10 protein-coding genes are annotated in these 14,108 nt (G+C 71.9%); 6 read left to right on the forward strand and 4 right to left on the reverse strand.

The annotated features are described in order from the left end of the window. Positions 1–25 precede the first annotated feature (25 nt). Positions 26–1,156 (forward strand): serine hydrolase domain-containing protein, encoded by a 1,131-nt coding sequence (locus C8K30_RS24280; protein WP_108495458.1) that lies wholly within the window; start codon positions 26–28, stop codon positions 1,154–1,156. Further along, positions 1,153–1,671: a pyridoxamine 5'-phosphate oxidase family protein gene (locus tag C8K30_RS24285; RefSeq protein WP_108495459.1), complete on the forward strand. Its 519-nt coding sequence runs from the start codon at positions 1,153–1,155 to the stop codon at positions 1,669–1,671. Before C8K30_RS24280 ends, C8K30_RS24285 begins: the two co-directional genes overlap by 4 nt. Positions 1,672–1,687: 16 nt before the next feature. Here the strand turns inward: C8K30_RS24285 and C8K30_RS24290 are convergent, their stop codons facing one another. Beyond that, a complete protein-coding gene (locus C8K30_RS24290; protein ID WP_108495460.1) occupies positions 1,688–3,787 on the reverse strand; it encodes an acyltransferase family protein in 2,100 nt (699 codons plus the stop codon). Between the two features lie 106 nt (positions 3,788–3,893). Continuing rightward, a complete protein-coding gene (locus C8K30_RS24295) occupies positions 3,894–5,987 on the reverse strand; it encodes an alpha-glucuronidase (protein WP_108495461.1) in 2,094 nt (697 codons plus the stop codon). A gap of 147 nt (positions 5,988–6,134) precedes the next feature. On the opposite strand from C8K30_RS24295, the gene C8K30_RS24300 reads away from it, so the two are divergent. Further along, a complete protein-coding gene (locus C8K30_RS24300) occupies positions 6,135–7,316 on the forward strand; it encodes a GDSL-type esterase/lipase family protein (RefSeq protein ID WP_108495462.1) in 1,182 nt (393 codons plus the stop codon). 194 nt (positions 7,317–7,510) lie between these two features. Here C8K30_RS24300 and uxaC read toward each other — a convergent pair whose 3' ends face one another. Then, complete coding sequence (gene uxaC / locus C8K30_RS24305; protein WP_108495463.1) at positions 7,511–8,947, reverse strand: glucuronate isomerase; 1,437 nt, start codon at positions 8,945–8,947, stop codon at positions 7,511–7,513. Positions 8,948–9,011: 64 nt separating this feature from the next. Further along, positions 9,012–10,280, reverse strand: a complete 1,269-nt coding sequence (locus C8K30_RS24310) for an ATP-binding protein (RefSeq protein ID WP_108495464.1) — start codon at positions 10,278–10,280, stop codon at positions 9,012–9,014. A gap of 319 nt (positions 10,281–10,599) precedes the next feature. On the opposite strand from C8K30_RS24310, the gene C8K30_RS24315 reads away from it, so the two are divergent. Genes C8K30_RS24315 through C8K30_RS24325 form a run of 3 tightly spaced genes read left to right on the forward strand, consistent with a single transcriptional unit; the run spans position 10,600 to position 14,021 of the window. Further along, positions 10,600–11,616, forward strand: coding sequence for a LacI family DNA-binding transcriptional regulator (locus tag C8K30_RS24315; protein ID WP_108495465.1), 1,017 nt, complete (start codon positions 10,600–10,602; stop codon positions 11,614–11,616). Positions 11,617–11,670: 54 nt separating this feature from the next. Continuing rightward, complete coding sequence (locus C8K30_RS24320; protein WP_108495466.1) at positions 11,671–12,900, forward strand: extracellular solute-binding protein; 1,230 nt, start codon at positions 11,671–11,673, stop codon at positions 12,898–12,900. Beyond that, positions 12,897–14,021, forward strand: coding sequence for an ABC transporter ATP-binding protein (locus C8K30_RS24325; protein ID WP_108495467.1), 1,125 nt, complete (start codon positions 12,897–12,899; stop codon positions 14,019–14,021). Before C8K30_RS24320 ends, C8K30_RS24325 begins: the two co-directional genes overlap by 4 nt. Positions 14,022–14,108 lie beyond the last annotated feature (87 nt).

Consider the following 14,108-nt stretch of genomic DNA (forward strand, 5'->3'; position numbering starts at 1 on the left):
CGGCGTCTGCCCGGTCGGACCTGGTATGGGCGACAACGCCGCAGGTTCTGCACCGACGCGTGTCCAGGCGGCGGTCGACCGGCTCGTGGCCGACGGCGGCGAGGTCGGCCTCCAGGTCGCGGTCATCCACAGGGGCGGGCTCGTCGTCGACGCGGTGAGCGGCCTGGCCGACGCCGAACAGGGGCTGCCGGTCACCCCGCACACCCTGTTCTTCGCCGCGTCGACGGCCAAGGGCGTCGCCTCCGCCGTCGCGCACGTGCTGGTGGAGCGCGGCGAGCTGACCTACGACCTGCGGGTCGCCGACGTCTGGCCGGAGTTCGCCGCGCACGGCAAGGGCGACGTGACCCTGCGGCACGTCCTGATGCACACGGCCGGCGTGCCCGCGCCGCCGTACACGACGACAGCCGAGGACCTGTGCGACTGGGACCGGATGTGCAGTGCGCTCGCGGACGCGGAACCCTGGTGGGAGCCGGGCACCCGGTTCGGGTACCACGCCCAGACCTTCGGCTTCCTGCTCGGCGAGACCGTGCGTCGGGCGACCGGGCGCTCGCTGTCGTGGTGGCTCCGGGCAGTCGTCACCGGGCCGCTCGGGGTCGAGGACGACGTGCACTTCGGCGTCGCCCCCGCGTTGCTGGGTCGCGTGGCGCGGCAGGAGCCGGCCATCGGGCCGCCGTCGGCTCCTGAGCCGGGCTCGCCCGCCGACCGGGCGGTCCCGCCCGGGATCCGGGCGAGCGCGGCCCTCGCCAACCGGCGCGACGTGCTGACGAGCGACATACCTTCCCAGGGCACGGTGTCGGCCCGCGGAGCGGCGCGCGTGTTCGCGGGCCTGCTGGGGCACACGGGCGTCCCCCTCGTGTCGCCGGCGCGGCTGGCGGAGCTGGCCCGGCCGGCGTTCGAGGGGCCGGACGAGGTGATGGGCATGCAGGCGTCGTGGGCCTTCGGGTTCAGCCCGCAGCGCCCGAGCGGAGTGCCGTCCCGCGCGGGATCGGCCTTCGGCATGCTCGGCGCGAACGGCTCAGGGGCCTGGGCGGACATCGACTCCGGCGTCGCCGTCGCGGTGCTGCGGAACCGCTTCAGCCCGGACTGGACCGTCGTCGGCAGGATCGACCGGCTCGTCGCGGAGCTCTTTCCGACCCCACCCCGAGGAGAAACATGAAAGACCCAGTGACCACCATCGACGCCCGGTTCAGCGACGCCGGCGCGGAGCCGACCAGCTGGCAGGCGACCCAGGAGGTGTTGGAGAACGCCCAGCTCACCTGGCTGACCACCGTGCGCGCCGACGGCCGCCCGCACGTCACGCCGCTGGTCGCCGTCTGGCTCGACGGGGCACTGCACTTCACGACGGGCCCCGAGGAGCAGAAGGCCGTCAACCTCGCGGCCAACCCGAACGTCGTGCTGACCACGGGCTGCAACACCTGGGACGAGGGCCTGGACGTCATGGTCGAGGGTCCAGCCCTACGCGTCACGGACCAGGCCACGCTGGAGCGGCTCGCGGCGGCCTGGCGCACCAAGTGGGCCGGCCAGTGGCAGTACGACGTCGGGGACGGCGCGTTCCGCAACGACGTCGGCGGGACCGCCCTCGTGTTCGCCGTGGAACCGGCCAAGGTGCTGGCCTTCGGCAAGGGCACGTTCACCCACACCCGTCACGTGCCGCGCCGGTCGGCGCCGTGATGGCCCGCGGCCCCCGTCAGTACAGCCAGGGCGCCACCTTGTGCACGGCCTCGCCGAGCGCCGGCGTGAGCGTCCGCACGTAGGTGGCCGACAGGTGCGAGCCGTCCCGGTAGACCATCACGTTCCCGATCACCGGCGGGCATGACCTCGGCTCGCAGATCAGGTCCGACAGGTCCACGTGCCCGGCGCTCTCGGGCATGCCCGGGTAGGCCTTCACCGGGTTGCGCTTCACGAACACGTCGGAGCGGTCCACCACGCACCGGGCGCCGTCGCGCCCGTGCGCCTCCACGCAGTTCGGCGGGCTCCAGGCGAACCGCGGGTTGTCGCGGATCGTGACCACAGGCACGCCCGCGGCGTCGAGCTGCTGCCAGGCCGCCACCTCGGCGGGGAGAACCGCCTCGGGCCGGTCGTCCTCGTACGTGTGCGTGCCGGTCACGAACACCGCGTCCGGGTCCAGCTCGACAGTGTCGGCGATCAGGTTCGCGCTCCAGAGCGCGCAGTCGTCGGTGGGCACCGGCTCGTACCGCATGCGGCACTGCCCCTTCCCGGCCAGCAGCACGCGCCAGCCGTTGTCCTGGCCCATCCGGGTGATCGCCGGCGCCCACTGGTACGTGTGGGAGCCGCCGGCGATGAGCACGGTCCGGGTCGGGTCGGCTGGGTCGTGGAGGGTGCACATCCGTACCTCGTCGAACCCCGGGCCGTCGCCGTGCTCCTGGATGCAGGTCTTGTCGACGTCGGTCTCGGGCCGATCGTGCTTCGCGACCTCCGGATCGGGCCGCACCGGTGCCGTGTCGGGCGCCTCGTCCACGGTGACGCCGGCCGGGGCGGAGAGCCTGCCCGGTGCGGTCCTGGGTTCCTGTGCGCGCAGCGCGTCGGCGCCCGCGTACTCGGCGCCGAGGTGCTCGAGCTGTTCCAGCTTCGCCGCCTCGCGCGTCTGCACGCCGATGCTCGCGGCCGCCGTCGGCACGACGACGAGCGCGGTCGCGACGCCGGCCGCCAGCAGCGCGACCGCCGCCCGCGGCCGTGTCAGGGTCCGTGGCACCGCGAGGCCAACGGGGCGCGCGACCACCTGCCGCGTGGCCCAGGCGAGGAGCACGGACACGGCCAGCACCATCGTCGCGCCGCGCCAGCCGACGGCCGGGAAGCCCCGGACGGCCAGGTAGAAGATGAGCACCGGCCAGTGCCACAGGTACAGCTCGTAGGAGATGCCGGCCAGGAACCGGAGCGGCGCCAGGTCGAGCACACGCCGCGGACCCCAGGACGCCGGGGTGCCCGCGCCCGCGAGCACCAGCAGCGCACCGATCACCGGCCAGAGCGTCCAGACGCCGGGGAAGAGCGTCCCGCCGTCGAGCAGGAAGCCCGAGGAGACGACGAGGCCGAGCCCGGCCCACGCGCCCACGGTGCGCAGGACGGCGGCGCCGCGGAGGGGGACGAGCGCGAGCAGCGCGCCCACGCCGAGCTCCCAGAACCGGGTGGCGGTGTGGAAGTAGGCAACCGGCTGCAGCACCCCGGTGAGGTACAGCGCGTAGCCGAACGACGCGGCGGACGCGACGGCGACGACGAGCGCGAGCCGGCGTCGGACCGGGACTCGGGCCCGCCGGCACAGCCACGCCACGACCAGCACGACGAGCGGCCAGCCCAGCAGGAACTGTCCCTGCACGGACAGCGACCAGAAGTGCTGGAGCGGGCTGGCCGACGGCCCGGCCGCCCCGTAGGCGAGCGAGTTCGAGATCAGGTCCCAGTTCTCGACGTAGAGCGCGGACGCGACCACCTGCCGCCACACGTCGAGCCATCGTGCGCTGGGCATCAGGGCCCACGCGGCGACGGCGACGGCCCCCAGCACCACGAGGGCCGACGGCGCCAGGCGCGCCAGGTTCCGCGCGTACACCGCCCCGAGCCGGAGGGAGCTCGACTCGGCGCGGCGCACGAGCGCGCCGGTGACGAGGAACCCGGAGATCACGAGGAAGACGTCGACGCCCCCGGACACGCGGCCGCCGCCGAAGAGGTGGAACAGCACCACGAGCAGGAGCGCGAGGCCGCGCAGGCCGTGCACCTCGGTGAGATGCGGACGGGTCGTCGTGGGGACGAGCGGGGCGGACGGAACAGCGGCGTTCATCAAGGAACCACCAGGTGTGTTGGAACCTACTGCTTACACACCTGGGGACGCGCAGCCTCGCTGAAACGCTGTGGCCGTTACCGAAGCGACGCCGGAGTTCACCCGCTCAGTAGATGGTACGTCCCCTCTCGTCCTGGATGCCCGATTTTCTCAGGAAGTAGGTGTTCACCTGGTCGCGCCATTCGGTGGCGCTGCGCAGCTGCTCGGCGAGCCGCTCCGAGACCCGTTCGGAGACGCGGGGGTCCACCAGCTTCGACGCCTCCGACCACGCGCCGATCATCGCCTCGACCCGGGACACGCCTTCGAAATGGGTGTCGTAGATGTGCTGGATCACGGTCTTGCCGCTGTGCAGCACGTGCGTGTACGGCACGTGGTGGAAGAAGAGCAGCAGCTCGTCGGGGCAGGTCGACGGCGACTCGAAGGCCGCCGACCACGGCGCCGGGTACTGGCCCGCGTAGCCCGTGCCGGTCCGGACCGTGCGGTCGACGCCGATGCCGTCCCGGTCAGCGAAGTGGTACGTGCCCCAGGGGGTGTACTCGTAGCCGTCGACGTCGGGCCCGTAGTGGTGGCCCGGGCGCACCATGAAGCCCACGCCGAGCGGCGCCGTGTACTGCTCGTACGTCTCCCACGACCGGTCCAGCACGGCATGCACTGCCTGCCCGACGGAGTCCGGCGCACCCGGGAACGTGAGGCCCACCCACTCGTCGAGCACGGCGGCCGGGTCGAGCGTCGGGTCCCAGCACAGCCGCCCGTACGCGTAGAGGTTGGCCTGCGCGAACGGGTGCCCCGTCCAGAACTCGTCGTCGCCCACGTTGGAGACGGCGGCGAAGCCGCCGGCGGGCTTGCGCCACCTGCCGGTGCCCGGGTCCTCCGCCGCCTTGCCGCGGCCGGTGGCGAGGTCGGCCACGGTGGGCGAGCCGTTGTCCCGGCCGTCGGCGTCCCAGAAGCGGAACCCGAGGATCTGGCTCCACTGCGGCCCGAGGTACACGGCGTGCTGCTGCTGGCCGGTGTACTCCTGGGTGACCTGCAGCTCCAGGGCGACCCGCGTGTGCGGCATCGCGGCCAGGACCGGCGAGAGCGGCTCCCGCACCTGGAAGTCGAGCGGACCGTACTTGACCTGCACGACGACGTTGTCCGAGAACGCGCCGTCCAGCGGGTGGAAGTGGTCGTACGCGGCGCGCGCGCGATCGGTCGACCGGTCGCGCCAGTCCTGCCGGTGGTCGTAGACGAACGCCCGCCAGTGGATCAGGCCCTCGTACGGCTCGACGGCCGCGGCCAGCATGTTCGCACCGTCGGCGTGGGTGCGCCCGTACGCGAACGGGCCGGGCTGGCCCTCGGAGTCCGCCTTGACCACGAACCCGCCGAAGTCCGGGATCGCGTCCCAGACGCGCGCGGCCGCCCGTACCCACCAGTGCGCGACGTCCTGGTCGAGCGGGTCGGACGTGCTGAGGCCGCCGAGCGCGATGGGGGAGGCGAACGACACCGACAGGTGCACCCGGATACCCCACCGCCGGAAGACGGCGGCGATCCGGACGACGTCGCCCAGGTCGTCGGTCAGCAGGTGCGCCTCGTGCTGGTGCACGTTGACGTTGTTGATCGCCACGCGGTTGATCCCGATCGCGGCCAGCAGCCGTGCGTACCGCTCGACGCGCGACAGGTCCCCGCGGACGAAACCGTTGTCGTAGAAGATCGAGCCGCCGGAGTACCCGCGTTCGACCTGCCCCATCGAGGGGTGCGCGTGCACGTTGTCCCAGTGGTCGAGCATCCGCAGGTCCGTGGCGGGGGCATGCCTCTCGTCGGCGTCGGGGCCGTCGAACGCGGCCTCGCCCAGGCGCACCACGTGGAACAGCCCGTACAGCAGCCCGGCATCGCTGCCCGCCTGCACGACGACGGCGCCCGCCTCCCGCGTGAACCGGAAGCTCTCGTCGGCCGAGACGCCGGTGTTCTCGACCAGCTCGGCCGGCGAGGGGTCGCCCGCCGGGAGCTCGGGCGCCAGGGTCAGCACCAGCTCGGCGTCGGCCACGCCGTCGCCCACCTCGAGGCGGGAGAACGCCCCGCCGAACCGGGCGGTCGCCGCGGCCACCTCTTCGGCGATGGTGCTTGCGAGGGCGCCGTCGCCGGCCACCACTACCCGGCGGCTGCCGATCGCGGCGAACGCGTCGTCGGGCAGCCAGGCCTCGTGGGGAACTTCTCCAGTCATGGACCGTCCCGTCCGTCTTGCGGTTGATGGGCAGGTTTGCGGGGCGTACTTACCCTAACGCCGCCGTCGCTGCGTGCCGTGCGGCGGGACGACCGGTGAGACGAGCGTCGGGCGGCCCCGGGCCGGCGTCGCCCATACGCTGGGGGAATGACCGCCGGGCCCCGCCAGATCTCCACACTCGTCACCGCCGAGCTGCTGCGCGGCGCGCTGGAGGTCGAGCAGACGCCGAACGGCGTGCGTGTGCACCGGCTGCCGGCCCGGGCGCGCGCCCAGGCCGCGGACCCGCAGCTCGCCATGGCCGAGTCGCAGCTGTCCGGGGTGCGGCTGGCCTTCACGACGGCCGCGACGAGCATCGAGCTGCGGGCGCTGGCGGTCCGGTTCGGCTTCAGCGGCGCCCCGGCCCGCCCGCTCGGCGTCTTCGACCTCGTCGTCGACGGCCGGCCCGCCGGGCAGGCCAGCCTCGCCGAGGCCGTCGTCGTGACCATCGACATGGCGACCGGAGCGCGGGAGACCGAGCCGGGCGGGATCGGCTCCGTCGTGTTCGACGGGCTGCCCGACGGCGAGAAGTCCGTGCAGCTCTGGCTGCCCCACAACGAGACCGTCGAGCCCGTCGAGCTGCGCACGGACGCGCCGGTGCGGCCGTCGCTGGAGCGGCGCCCGGTGTGGCTGCACCACGGCAGCTCGATCAGCCAGGGTTCCAACGCGATACGCCCGACCGGCATCTGGCCGGCGGTCGCCGCGTCCCTCGGGGGCGTCGACCTCGTCAACCTCGGGTTCGGCGGGAGCGCCCTGCTCGACCCGTTTACCGCACGCGCCGTGCGCGACACCCCGGCCGACCTGATCAGCCTGAAGGTCGGCATCAACATCGTGAACGCCGACCTCATGCGCCTGCGCGCCTTCGGTCCGGCCGTGCACGGGTTCCTCGACACGATCCGCGACGGCCACCCGGACACGCCGCTGCTGGTCGTCTCGCCCGTCCTCTGCCCGATCCACGAGAACACGCCCGGCCCCGGCGCGTTCGACCAGGACGCCCTCGCCGAGGGGCAGCTGCGGTTCCGCGCGACCGGCGACCCCGCCGAACGCGCGGCAGGCAAGCTCACGCTGGTCGTGATCCGCGAAGAACTCGCCCGCATCGTGCGCGAGCGTGCCGCCGAGGACCCGAACCTGCACTACCTCGACGGCCTCGAGCTCTACGGCCCCGCCGACGCCGAGGACCTGCCCCTGCCCGACCGGCTCCACCCGGATGCGGCGACCCACCGCCTGATCGGCGAGCGATTCGCGGCGCTCGCGTTCGGCGCGGGCGGGGCGCTGGCACCGATCCAGCCCTGAGTCCCGCGCGGCCTAACTCCACCCGCCGGCCCGAAACCTGCGCGTCCTCTCGCCCGTCGAACCGCAACGACACGCCGAGATCGCGCGGGATATCGGCGTGTCGCTTCGGTTCAGCAACCCTGACGCACTGGGAACTTGCGGTTCGGGGTGACGGGCCGTGACACGACACAGGTCAGTGGTCCGGCTGCGGCCTGTCAGCGCGCCGCGTACGCCAGCTTCGGCAGGTGGTAGGCCAGGTCAGCGGCCGTTTCCACGGCCTCGTCCAGGTCGAGGCGGTGCTCCGACACCAGGCGGGCGAGGTAGCCGGCGTCGACCCGGCGGGCCAGGTCGTGGCGGGCGGGGATCGAGCAGAACGCGCGGGTGTCGTCGACGAAGCCCGACATGTTCGAGAACCCCGCCGTCTCCGTGGCGGCCTCCCGGAACCGGCGCATCGCGTCCGGCGCGTCCAGGAACCACCACGGTGCGCCCAGCCGCAGCGCCGGGTACACGCCGGCCAGCGGCGCGAGCTCGCGCGAGTACACGTCCTCGTCCACGGTGAAGGCGATCATCCGGAAGGTCTCTGAGTTGCCGAACGCCTCCAGAACGGGCCGCAGGCCGTGCGCGAACTCGGTGACGACGGGGATGTCGTACCCCTTGTCGGGTCCGAAGACGGCGGCCACGGCCGGGTCATGGTCGCGCAGCACGCCGGGGTGGAACTGCATCACTAGTCCGTCGTCGGCCGACATCGCGGCCATCTGGAACAGCATGTGCGCGGAGAAAGCCGCCTCCTCCGCCGCGCTGATCGCCGCGCCGTCCCCGTCCGGCCCGCTGCGCAGCGCCTTGTCGAAGAGTGTGCGCGCGACGTCGTCGGGCAGCGGAGTGGTGTCCGCGCTGAAGTGGCCGTGGTCCGTGGCCAGGCCGCCCGCCGCGACGAAGGCGGCGCGGCGCTCGCGGAGCGCCGCCAGGTAGCCCGCGTACGTGTCCGTCGCGATGCCCGACGCCGTGGCGAGCCGCTCCAGGTCGCCCCGCCACGTCGACCGGGCCGGGTGCAGCAGCGGGTCCGGCCTGAAGGTGGGCAGGACGCGACCCGGCAGGTCGGCGGCGAGGCGGGCGTGCGCGTCGAGCGTGCTCCAGGCGGGGTCGGTGGTGCCTATGGTCTCGATGCCGAACCGGTCCAGCAGCGCGCGGGGGCGGAAGGCGGGGTCGGCGAGGCACTCGGCGATCTGGTCGTAGACCTGGTCGGCCGTGTCCGCGGACGGGCGCACCGTCACGCCGAAGATCTCGACGAGCTCGTGCTCCATCCAGTACCGCGTGGGCGTGCCGCGGAAGTGCTTCCAGCCCGCGCAGAAGCGCCGGAAGATCTCGCGCGGGTCGGACTCGAACCCGGGCCCGTCGGCCGGGCCGACGCCCAGCTCCGGCAGCTTCGCGCCCTGCGAGACGAGCATCCGCGTCAGGTAGTGGTCGGGGACCACGAGGAGCTGGGCGGGGTCACCGAACGGCTCGTCGTCTGCGAAGGCGGCGACGTCGACATGGCCGTGCATCGACACGATCGGGAGGTCCCGCACCGCCAGGTAGATCTCGCGGGCGATCGGCCGCGTCACGGAGTCGGCGGGCAGCGCCCGGTCGGGGTGCAGCGTCCAGGTATCGGTCACGGGATCCTCCTGAGGCATCGTTGCCGGTTCGGGTAAGCGCTTCCGCATCCTAGGTGGTCGAGACCTACGGTCCGAGCAGCGCAGCCGGAACCACGGCGACGCCGTCCTCGCGGCGATGAGCCCAGGGCCCGGGAGTAATCACGAGCACGTCGGTCAGGGTCTCGCCGAGCTCCTCCTTGAGCCAAAGCAGATGTCGGACATCTCGGCTGCTCGGGTTCTGGGTGACCTTGACCTCGATCGCGATAACGCGGCCGTCAGGATGTTCGACGATGATGTCGATCTCCCTGTCGCCGGAGTCCGAACGCATGTGGAAGACCCTGGCGTCGGTGATCTGCGCGTAGACCTGGACCGACTGGGCGACGAGGTTTTCGAACAGCGCACCGAGGAGCGCACCCTCGTAGAGAGTCGGACGACTTCCCTCGGATCCGCGCAGCAACGCACTAGCGCTCACTCCGAGCAGATGCGCGGCAAGGGCCGGGTCGGCTAGCTGGTGCTTCGGAGAGCGAGCGAGGCGGTTGAGGCGATTCCGGCTCGGCTGCCAGGCGGGCAGGGGGTCCAGCAGCCAGAGCTGCTCCAGGACGGCGCGGTATGAATCGGCGGTCTGGCGGGACGGCGGATCGCCATCGCCGGGTGTGGCGGCCTTGAGGATCCGCTGGTACGTGGTTGTGGTGGAAGTCGCCGCGGCGTAGGCCGTCAGCCAGTCTCGAAGGGCCTGTGGCTTGCGTACTGCGAGTCCCTGCTCGGGGAACGATCGCTGCACGATGGAGTGAACGTAGCCTTCCAGACGAGCGCTGCGGGATCGCACGGACAGCCCATGGAGGTCGGGGAATCCCGACCCGGTGATTTCGTTCGCGTAGTGGGGCAGACCGAGCTCGGTGTGCCCATCGATCTTGTCATCACCGTCGAACAGCGCCGACAGACTGACGGTCGGACGGTCGATTCCGCGTTCGGCCAGGCTTAGTGGCCGCATCCGGTAGGAGACCATGCGTCCGGCTCCGGAGTGGGTTGGGGCCTCTGCGGGGACGGAACTTCCTGTCAGGAGGTAGGAGCCATCGTGATCGTCCACCGCGCGACGCACCAGGTCCCATGAACGAGGGAATCGCTGCCACTCGTCCAGGAGAAGAGGATGATCCACTCGCCGCACACGGTCGGGGTCACCCGCAAGCAGATCTCGTTCAACAGGGTCGTCCAGAGCGATGACTGTCGCGGCCCGACGTCGTGCCGTCTCGGTCTTGCCGACGCCCTTCGCGCCGAAGATCTCGATCGCCGGCAACTCGCCCGCAACGTCATCGAGGACTTCGTCAAGCACTCGGCGGCGGTAGATCGCGTCCATCAGCGCACCCTCCAGATCGGCTACTAGGCAAATTTCAGCTGATTTACCAGGCAAATTTCGGGACTTCTACTAGGCAGATTCCACGTACTTTACTAGGCGGATTTCGGATCGCAATTCGAGGATGCTGGCGGCTCCAGCCGCCCACGCGTCGCCGTCGACGGAGGCGTCGAGCACGATCGAGAGTGCCACGTACACGCTGCCTGACTGCCCCCATCTCGCGTCCGAGAGGCGGGACGATCGGTGAGAACCGTCGCTGAGAACGTTTGCGGTCAAACCCTACGATAGGGTGCAAACGTTTGCAGGGTCACGAGGGGGTGCCATGGTCACGGTGCACGACGTCGCACGCGCCGCCGGAGTCTCGATCTCGACCGTGTCGCGTGCCCTCGGTTCCCCCGAACGGGTGGCCACCGAGACCCGCGACCGCGTGACGCGCGCTGCTGCCGAGCTGGGCTACCGGCCCAACCACGCGGCGAGCGGCCTACGGAAGGGGCGCACGCACGCCATCGGCCTGGTGGTGCCCGACCTGGAGAACCCGTACTTCGCGTCGGTGACCAAGAGCGTGCAGGCCAGGGCACGTGCCGAGGGCTACGAGGTGCTCGTCGCCGACTCCGACGAGGACGCCGCCGTCGAGCCCGAGCTGATCGACGCGCTCGCCGCCCGGACGGACGGCCTGGTCGTGGCCTCGCCCCGGTCCGGTGAGGCCGAGCTGCGTGCGGCCCTGGTCGGCGTCACGGCGGTCCTGGCCAACCGGGAGCTGCCGCCCGCCCGGAAGGCGGGCTCCGGGGCCGCGGCCGTCCCGTTCATCGCCGTCGACGACGCCGACGGCGTCGCCCAGGCCCTCGGGCACCTGTCCGCGCTCGGCCATCGGAAGGTGGGCGTCGCCGCGGGTCCCGCGTCGTCCTGGTCCGGCGGACGGCGGGTGGCCGGGCTGATCGCCGCGGCCGGCCGCTGGGACGTCGAGCTGGTGGAGCTGGGCAACTTCCAGCCGTACTTCGCGGGCGGCATCCAGGCCGCCGACCATGCCCTGGCGAGCGGCGTCACCGCCGTCGTCGCGTTCAACGACCTCATGGCGCTCGGCATCCTCGACCGGTTGCGGCACCGCGGCGTCGACGTACCGGGCGAGATGTCCGTCGTCGGGTTCGACGACGTCCAGCTCGCCGCCCTCGTCTCGCCCGCGCTGACCACCGTGCACATCCCGCTCGCCCGGCTGGGGCAGCGCGCCGTCGACCTCCTGCTCGCACGGTTGCGCGGCGGTACGCCGGTGAGCGGACAGCTCCCGGTGGAGCTCACGATCCGCGGGTCCTCCGGACCCGCTCCTGCCGAGACGGTCAGCTGACGCCCGTCCCGGCGAACAAACCCTGGGCGAAGAAGCCCGAGAGAGGAAGGCACTATGCGCACCTCGAACAAGGCCGTGGCGCTCGTCGGCGTCGCGGCGCTGACCCTGCTCACCGCGTGCACCCCACCCGCGCCCCCAGGCGGAGAGAGCGGCGGCGCCGTCACCGACCCGGCCGACGTCCCCGACACGCCGTCGGAGCCCGTCACCCTGAACATCCTCGACGTCGCAGGCAACCAGCGGCTCACCGAGGGCATGGTCGACGAGTTCGTCGAGAACAACCCCGACGTCATCGAGTCCGTGACCTGGGAGACGGGCGGCGCACCCGACGTAACGGGCATCGTCAAGCCGCAGGTCGACAGCGGCAACCTGTCCATCGACGTCGTCTTCACCGGCAACGACGGGCTCGCGGCCGGCATCAGCCAGGACCTGTGGATCCCCGTGGTGGACGACTACGGCGACCGCGTGTCGAACCAGGAGAACTACCTGGAGCCCGCCGCGAAGATGCAGGAGCTCGCCGAGGGCTACGGCATCGTGACGACGTACTACCCGTCCGGGCCGCTGCTGCAGTACGACCCCGAGGTCGTCGAGACGCCCCCGGCGACCCCCGAAGAGCTGCTGGAGTGGGCCAAGGCCAACCCGGGCAAGTTCGGCTACGCGCGCCCCGCGAACTCCGGCCCGGGCCGCACCTTCCTCATGGGCCTGCCCTACATCCTGGGCGACGACGACCCGACCGACCCCGAGAACGGCTGGGACAAGACCTGGGCCTACCTCAAGGAGCTCGGCCAGTACGTCGACACCTACCCGACGGGCACCGGCCAGGTAGTGACCAACATGGCCGACGGCACCTGGAGCATGATCCCCACCACCACCGGCTGGGAGATCGCGCCGCGTGCGGAGGGCCAGCTCCCCAACACGCTGAGGGCCGCCGCGTTCGACGACTTCACGTGGGTGACCGACGCGCACTACGCGGCGATCCCGAAGGGCCAGAGCGCGGACAAGATCAGCGCGATCACCCTCTTGCTGCAGGACATGCTCACCCCGGAGCAGAACGCCAAGGCGTACGACGCCGGCTACTTCTACCCGGGCCCGGCCGTCGAGGGCGCGACGCTCGACCTCGCGCCGCAGGAGTCCAGGGAAGTGATCGAGGAGTTCGGCCGCCCCGAGTTCGACGAGCTCATCGAGTCGCAGGACGCCGTCGTGCCGCTCGACGCCGAGTCGATGGTGACCGCGTTCGACATCTGGGACCGCGAGGTCGGCGGCGGCAAGGTGGAGGAAGAGGAGTGAGCGACTTCGAGTCGCTGGAGCTGTGGGGTGTCGGACGGCGGTTCGGCGGGGTGGACGCGCTGTCCGGGCTGAACCTGACGATCAGGTCGGGCGAGTTCGTCGCCCTGCTGGGGCCGTCGGGCTGCGGCAAGTCGACGGCGCTGAACTGCCTGGCCGGCCTGCTCCCGCTGACGCACGGCGAGATCCGGCTGGACGGCAGGCGGATCGACACCCTGCCCCCGGAGCGGCGCGGGTTCGGCATGGTGTTCCAGTCGTACGCGCTGTTCCCGCACCTGTCCGTGGAGAAGAACGTGGCGTTCGGCCTGCAGATGCAGGGGTTGCCGCGGGCCGAGATCGACTCGCGGGTGCGGGAGGCGATCGCGCTGGTCAAGCTCGGCGAGCACGCCAAGAAGCTGCCGGGCCAGCTCTCGGGCGGGCAGCAGCAGCGGGTCGCCATCGCGCGTGCGGTGGTGCTCGAACCGTCGCTCGTGCTGATGGACGAGCCGCTGTCGAACCTCGACGCGAAGCTGCGGCTCGACATGCGCACCGAGATCAGGCGCCTGCACCAGTCGCTCGGGCTCACCACCATCTACGTGACGCACGACCAGGAGGAGGCGCTCTCCCTGGCCGACCGCCTGGTCGTCATGCGCGAGGGGCGGGTGCAGCAGGTCGGCACGCCCGACCAGCTCTACGAGAGCCCGGTGAGCTGGTACGTCGCCGACTTCATGGGGTACCGGAACATCCTGCCCGCGACCGTCGTCTCGGTGTCCGGGGGCGAGGCGGTGGTCGAGCTGCCCGGGACGGCCGACGGCGGCGTCCGCCTCACCGGGCGTGCGGTCGGGGCCATGGGCGCGGGGGACCGCGTGCGCGTAGCGATCCGCCCGGAGGACTTCGCCGTGGCGTCGACCGCCGGTGGCGGCTCGACCGGCGGCGCCGGCTCGATCACCGGCGCCGTGTCGGTCGTCGAGTACCACGGCCGCGAGCACGCCGTCGGGGTGCAGACGGGCGACACGATGCTGCACGCCCGCACGACGACGGCGCCCGACGTCGGCGGTGCGGTCACCCTGACCGCGCCGGTCGAGCGGGTGCTGGTGTTCCCGGAGTCGCTGGACGCCGTCGTGCCGCAGGAGGTTGCGGCATGACCCGCGCGCCAAGAGCTCGTGGTTGTGGGCGCGATCGTTGCGACTACGCGTCCGTCATAGGCGCAACGATCGCGCCCACAACAAAGG

The sequence above is a fragment of the Promicromonospora sp. AC04 genome, assembly GCF_003058225.1.
Classification (GTDB): domain Bacteria; phylum Actinomycetota; class Actinomycetes; order Actinomycetales; family Cellulomonadaceae; genus Promicromonospora.

What these genes read in the sequence shown, in the direction of transcription:
- C8K30_RS24280 (WP_108495458.1), top strand. Translation starts at nt 26, where the DNA reads ATGGGCGACAACGCCGCAGGTTCTGCACCGACGCGTGTCCAGGCGGCG.
- C8K30_RS24285 (WP_108495459.1), top strand. Translation starts at nt 1,153, where the DNA reads ATGAAAGACCCAGTGACCACCATCGACGCCCGGTTCAGCGACGCCGGC.
- C8K30_RS24290 (WP_108495460.1), bottom strand. Translation starts at nt 3,787, where the DNA reads ATGAACGCCGCTGTTCCGTCCGCCCCGCTCGTCCCCACGACGACCCGT.
- C8K30_RS24295 (WP_108495461.1), bottom strand. Translation starts at nt 5,987, where the DNA reads ATGACTGGAGAAGTTCCCCACGAGGCCTGGCTGCCCGACGACGCGTTC.
- C8K30_RS24300 (WP_108495462.1), top strand. Translation starts at nt 6,135, where the DNA reads ATGACCGCCGGGCCCCGCCAGATCTCCACACTCGTCACCGCCGAGCTG.
- C8K30_RS24310 (WP_108495464.1), bottom strand. Translation starts at nt 10,280, where the DNA reads ATGGACGCGATCTACCGCCGCCGAGTGCTTGACGAAGTCCTCGATGAC.
- C8K30_RS24315 (WP_108495465.1), top strand. Translation starts at nt 10,600, where the DNA reads ATGGTCACGGTGCACGACGTCGCACGCGCCGCCGGAGTCTCGATCTCG.
- C8K30_RS24320 (WP_108495466.1), top strand. Translation starts at nt 11,671, where the DNA reads ATGCGCACCTCGAACAAGGCCGTGGCGCTCGTCGGCGTCGCGGCGCTG.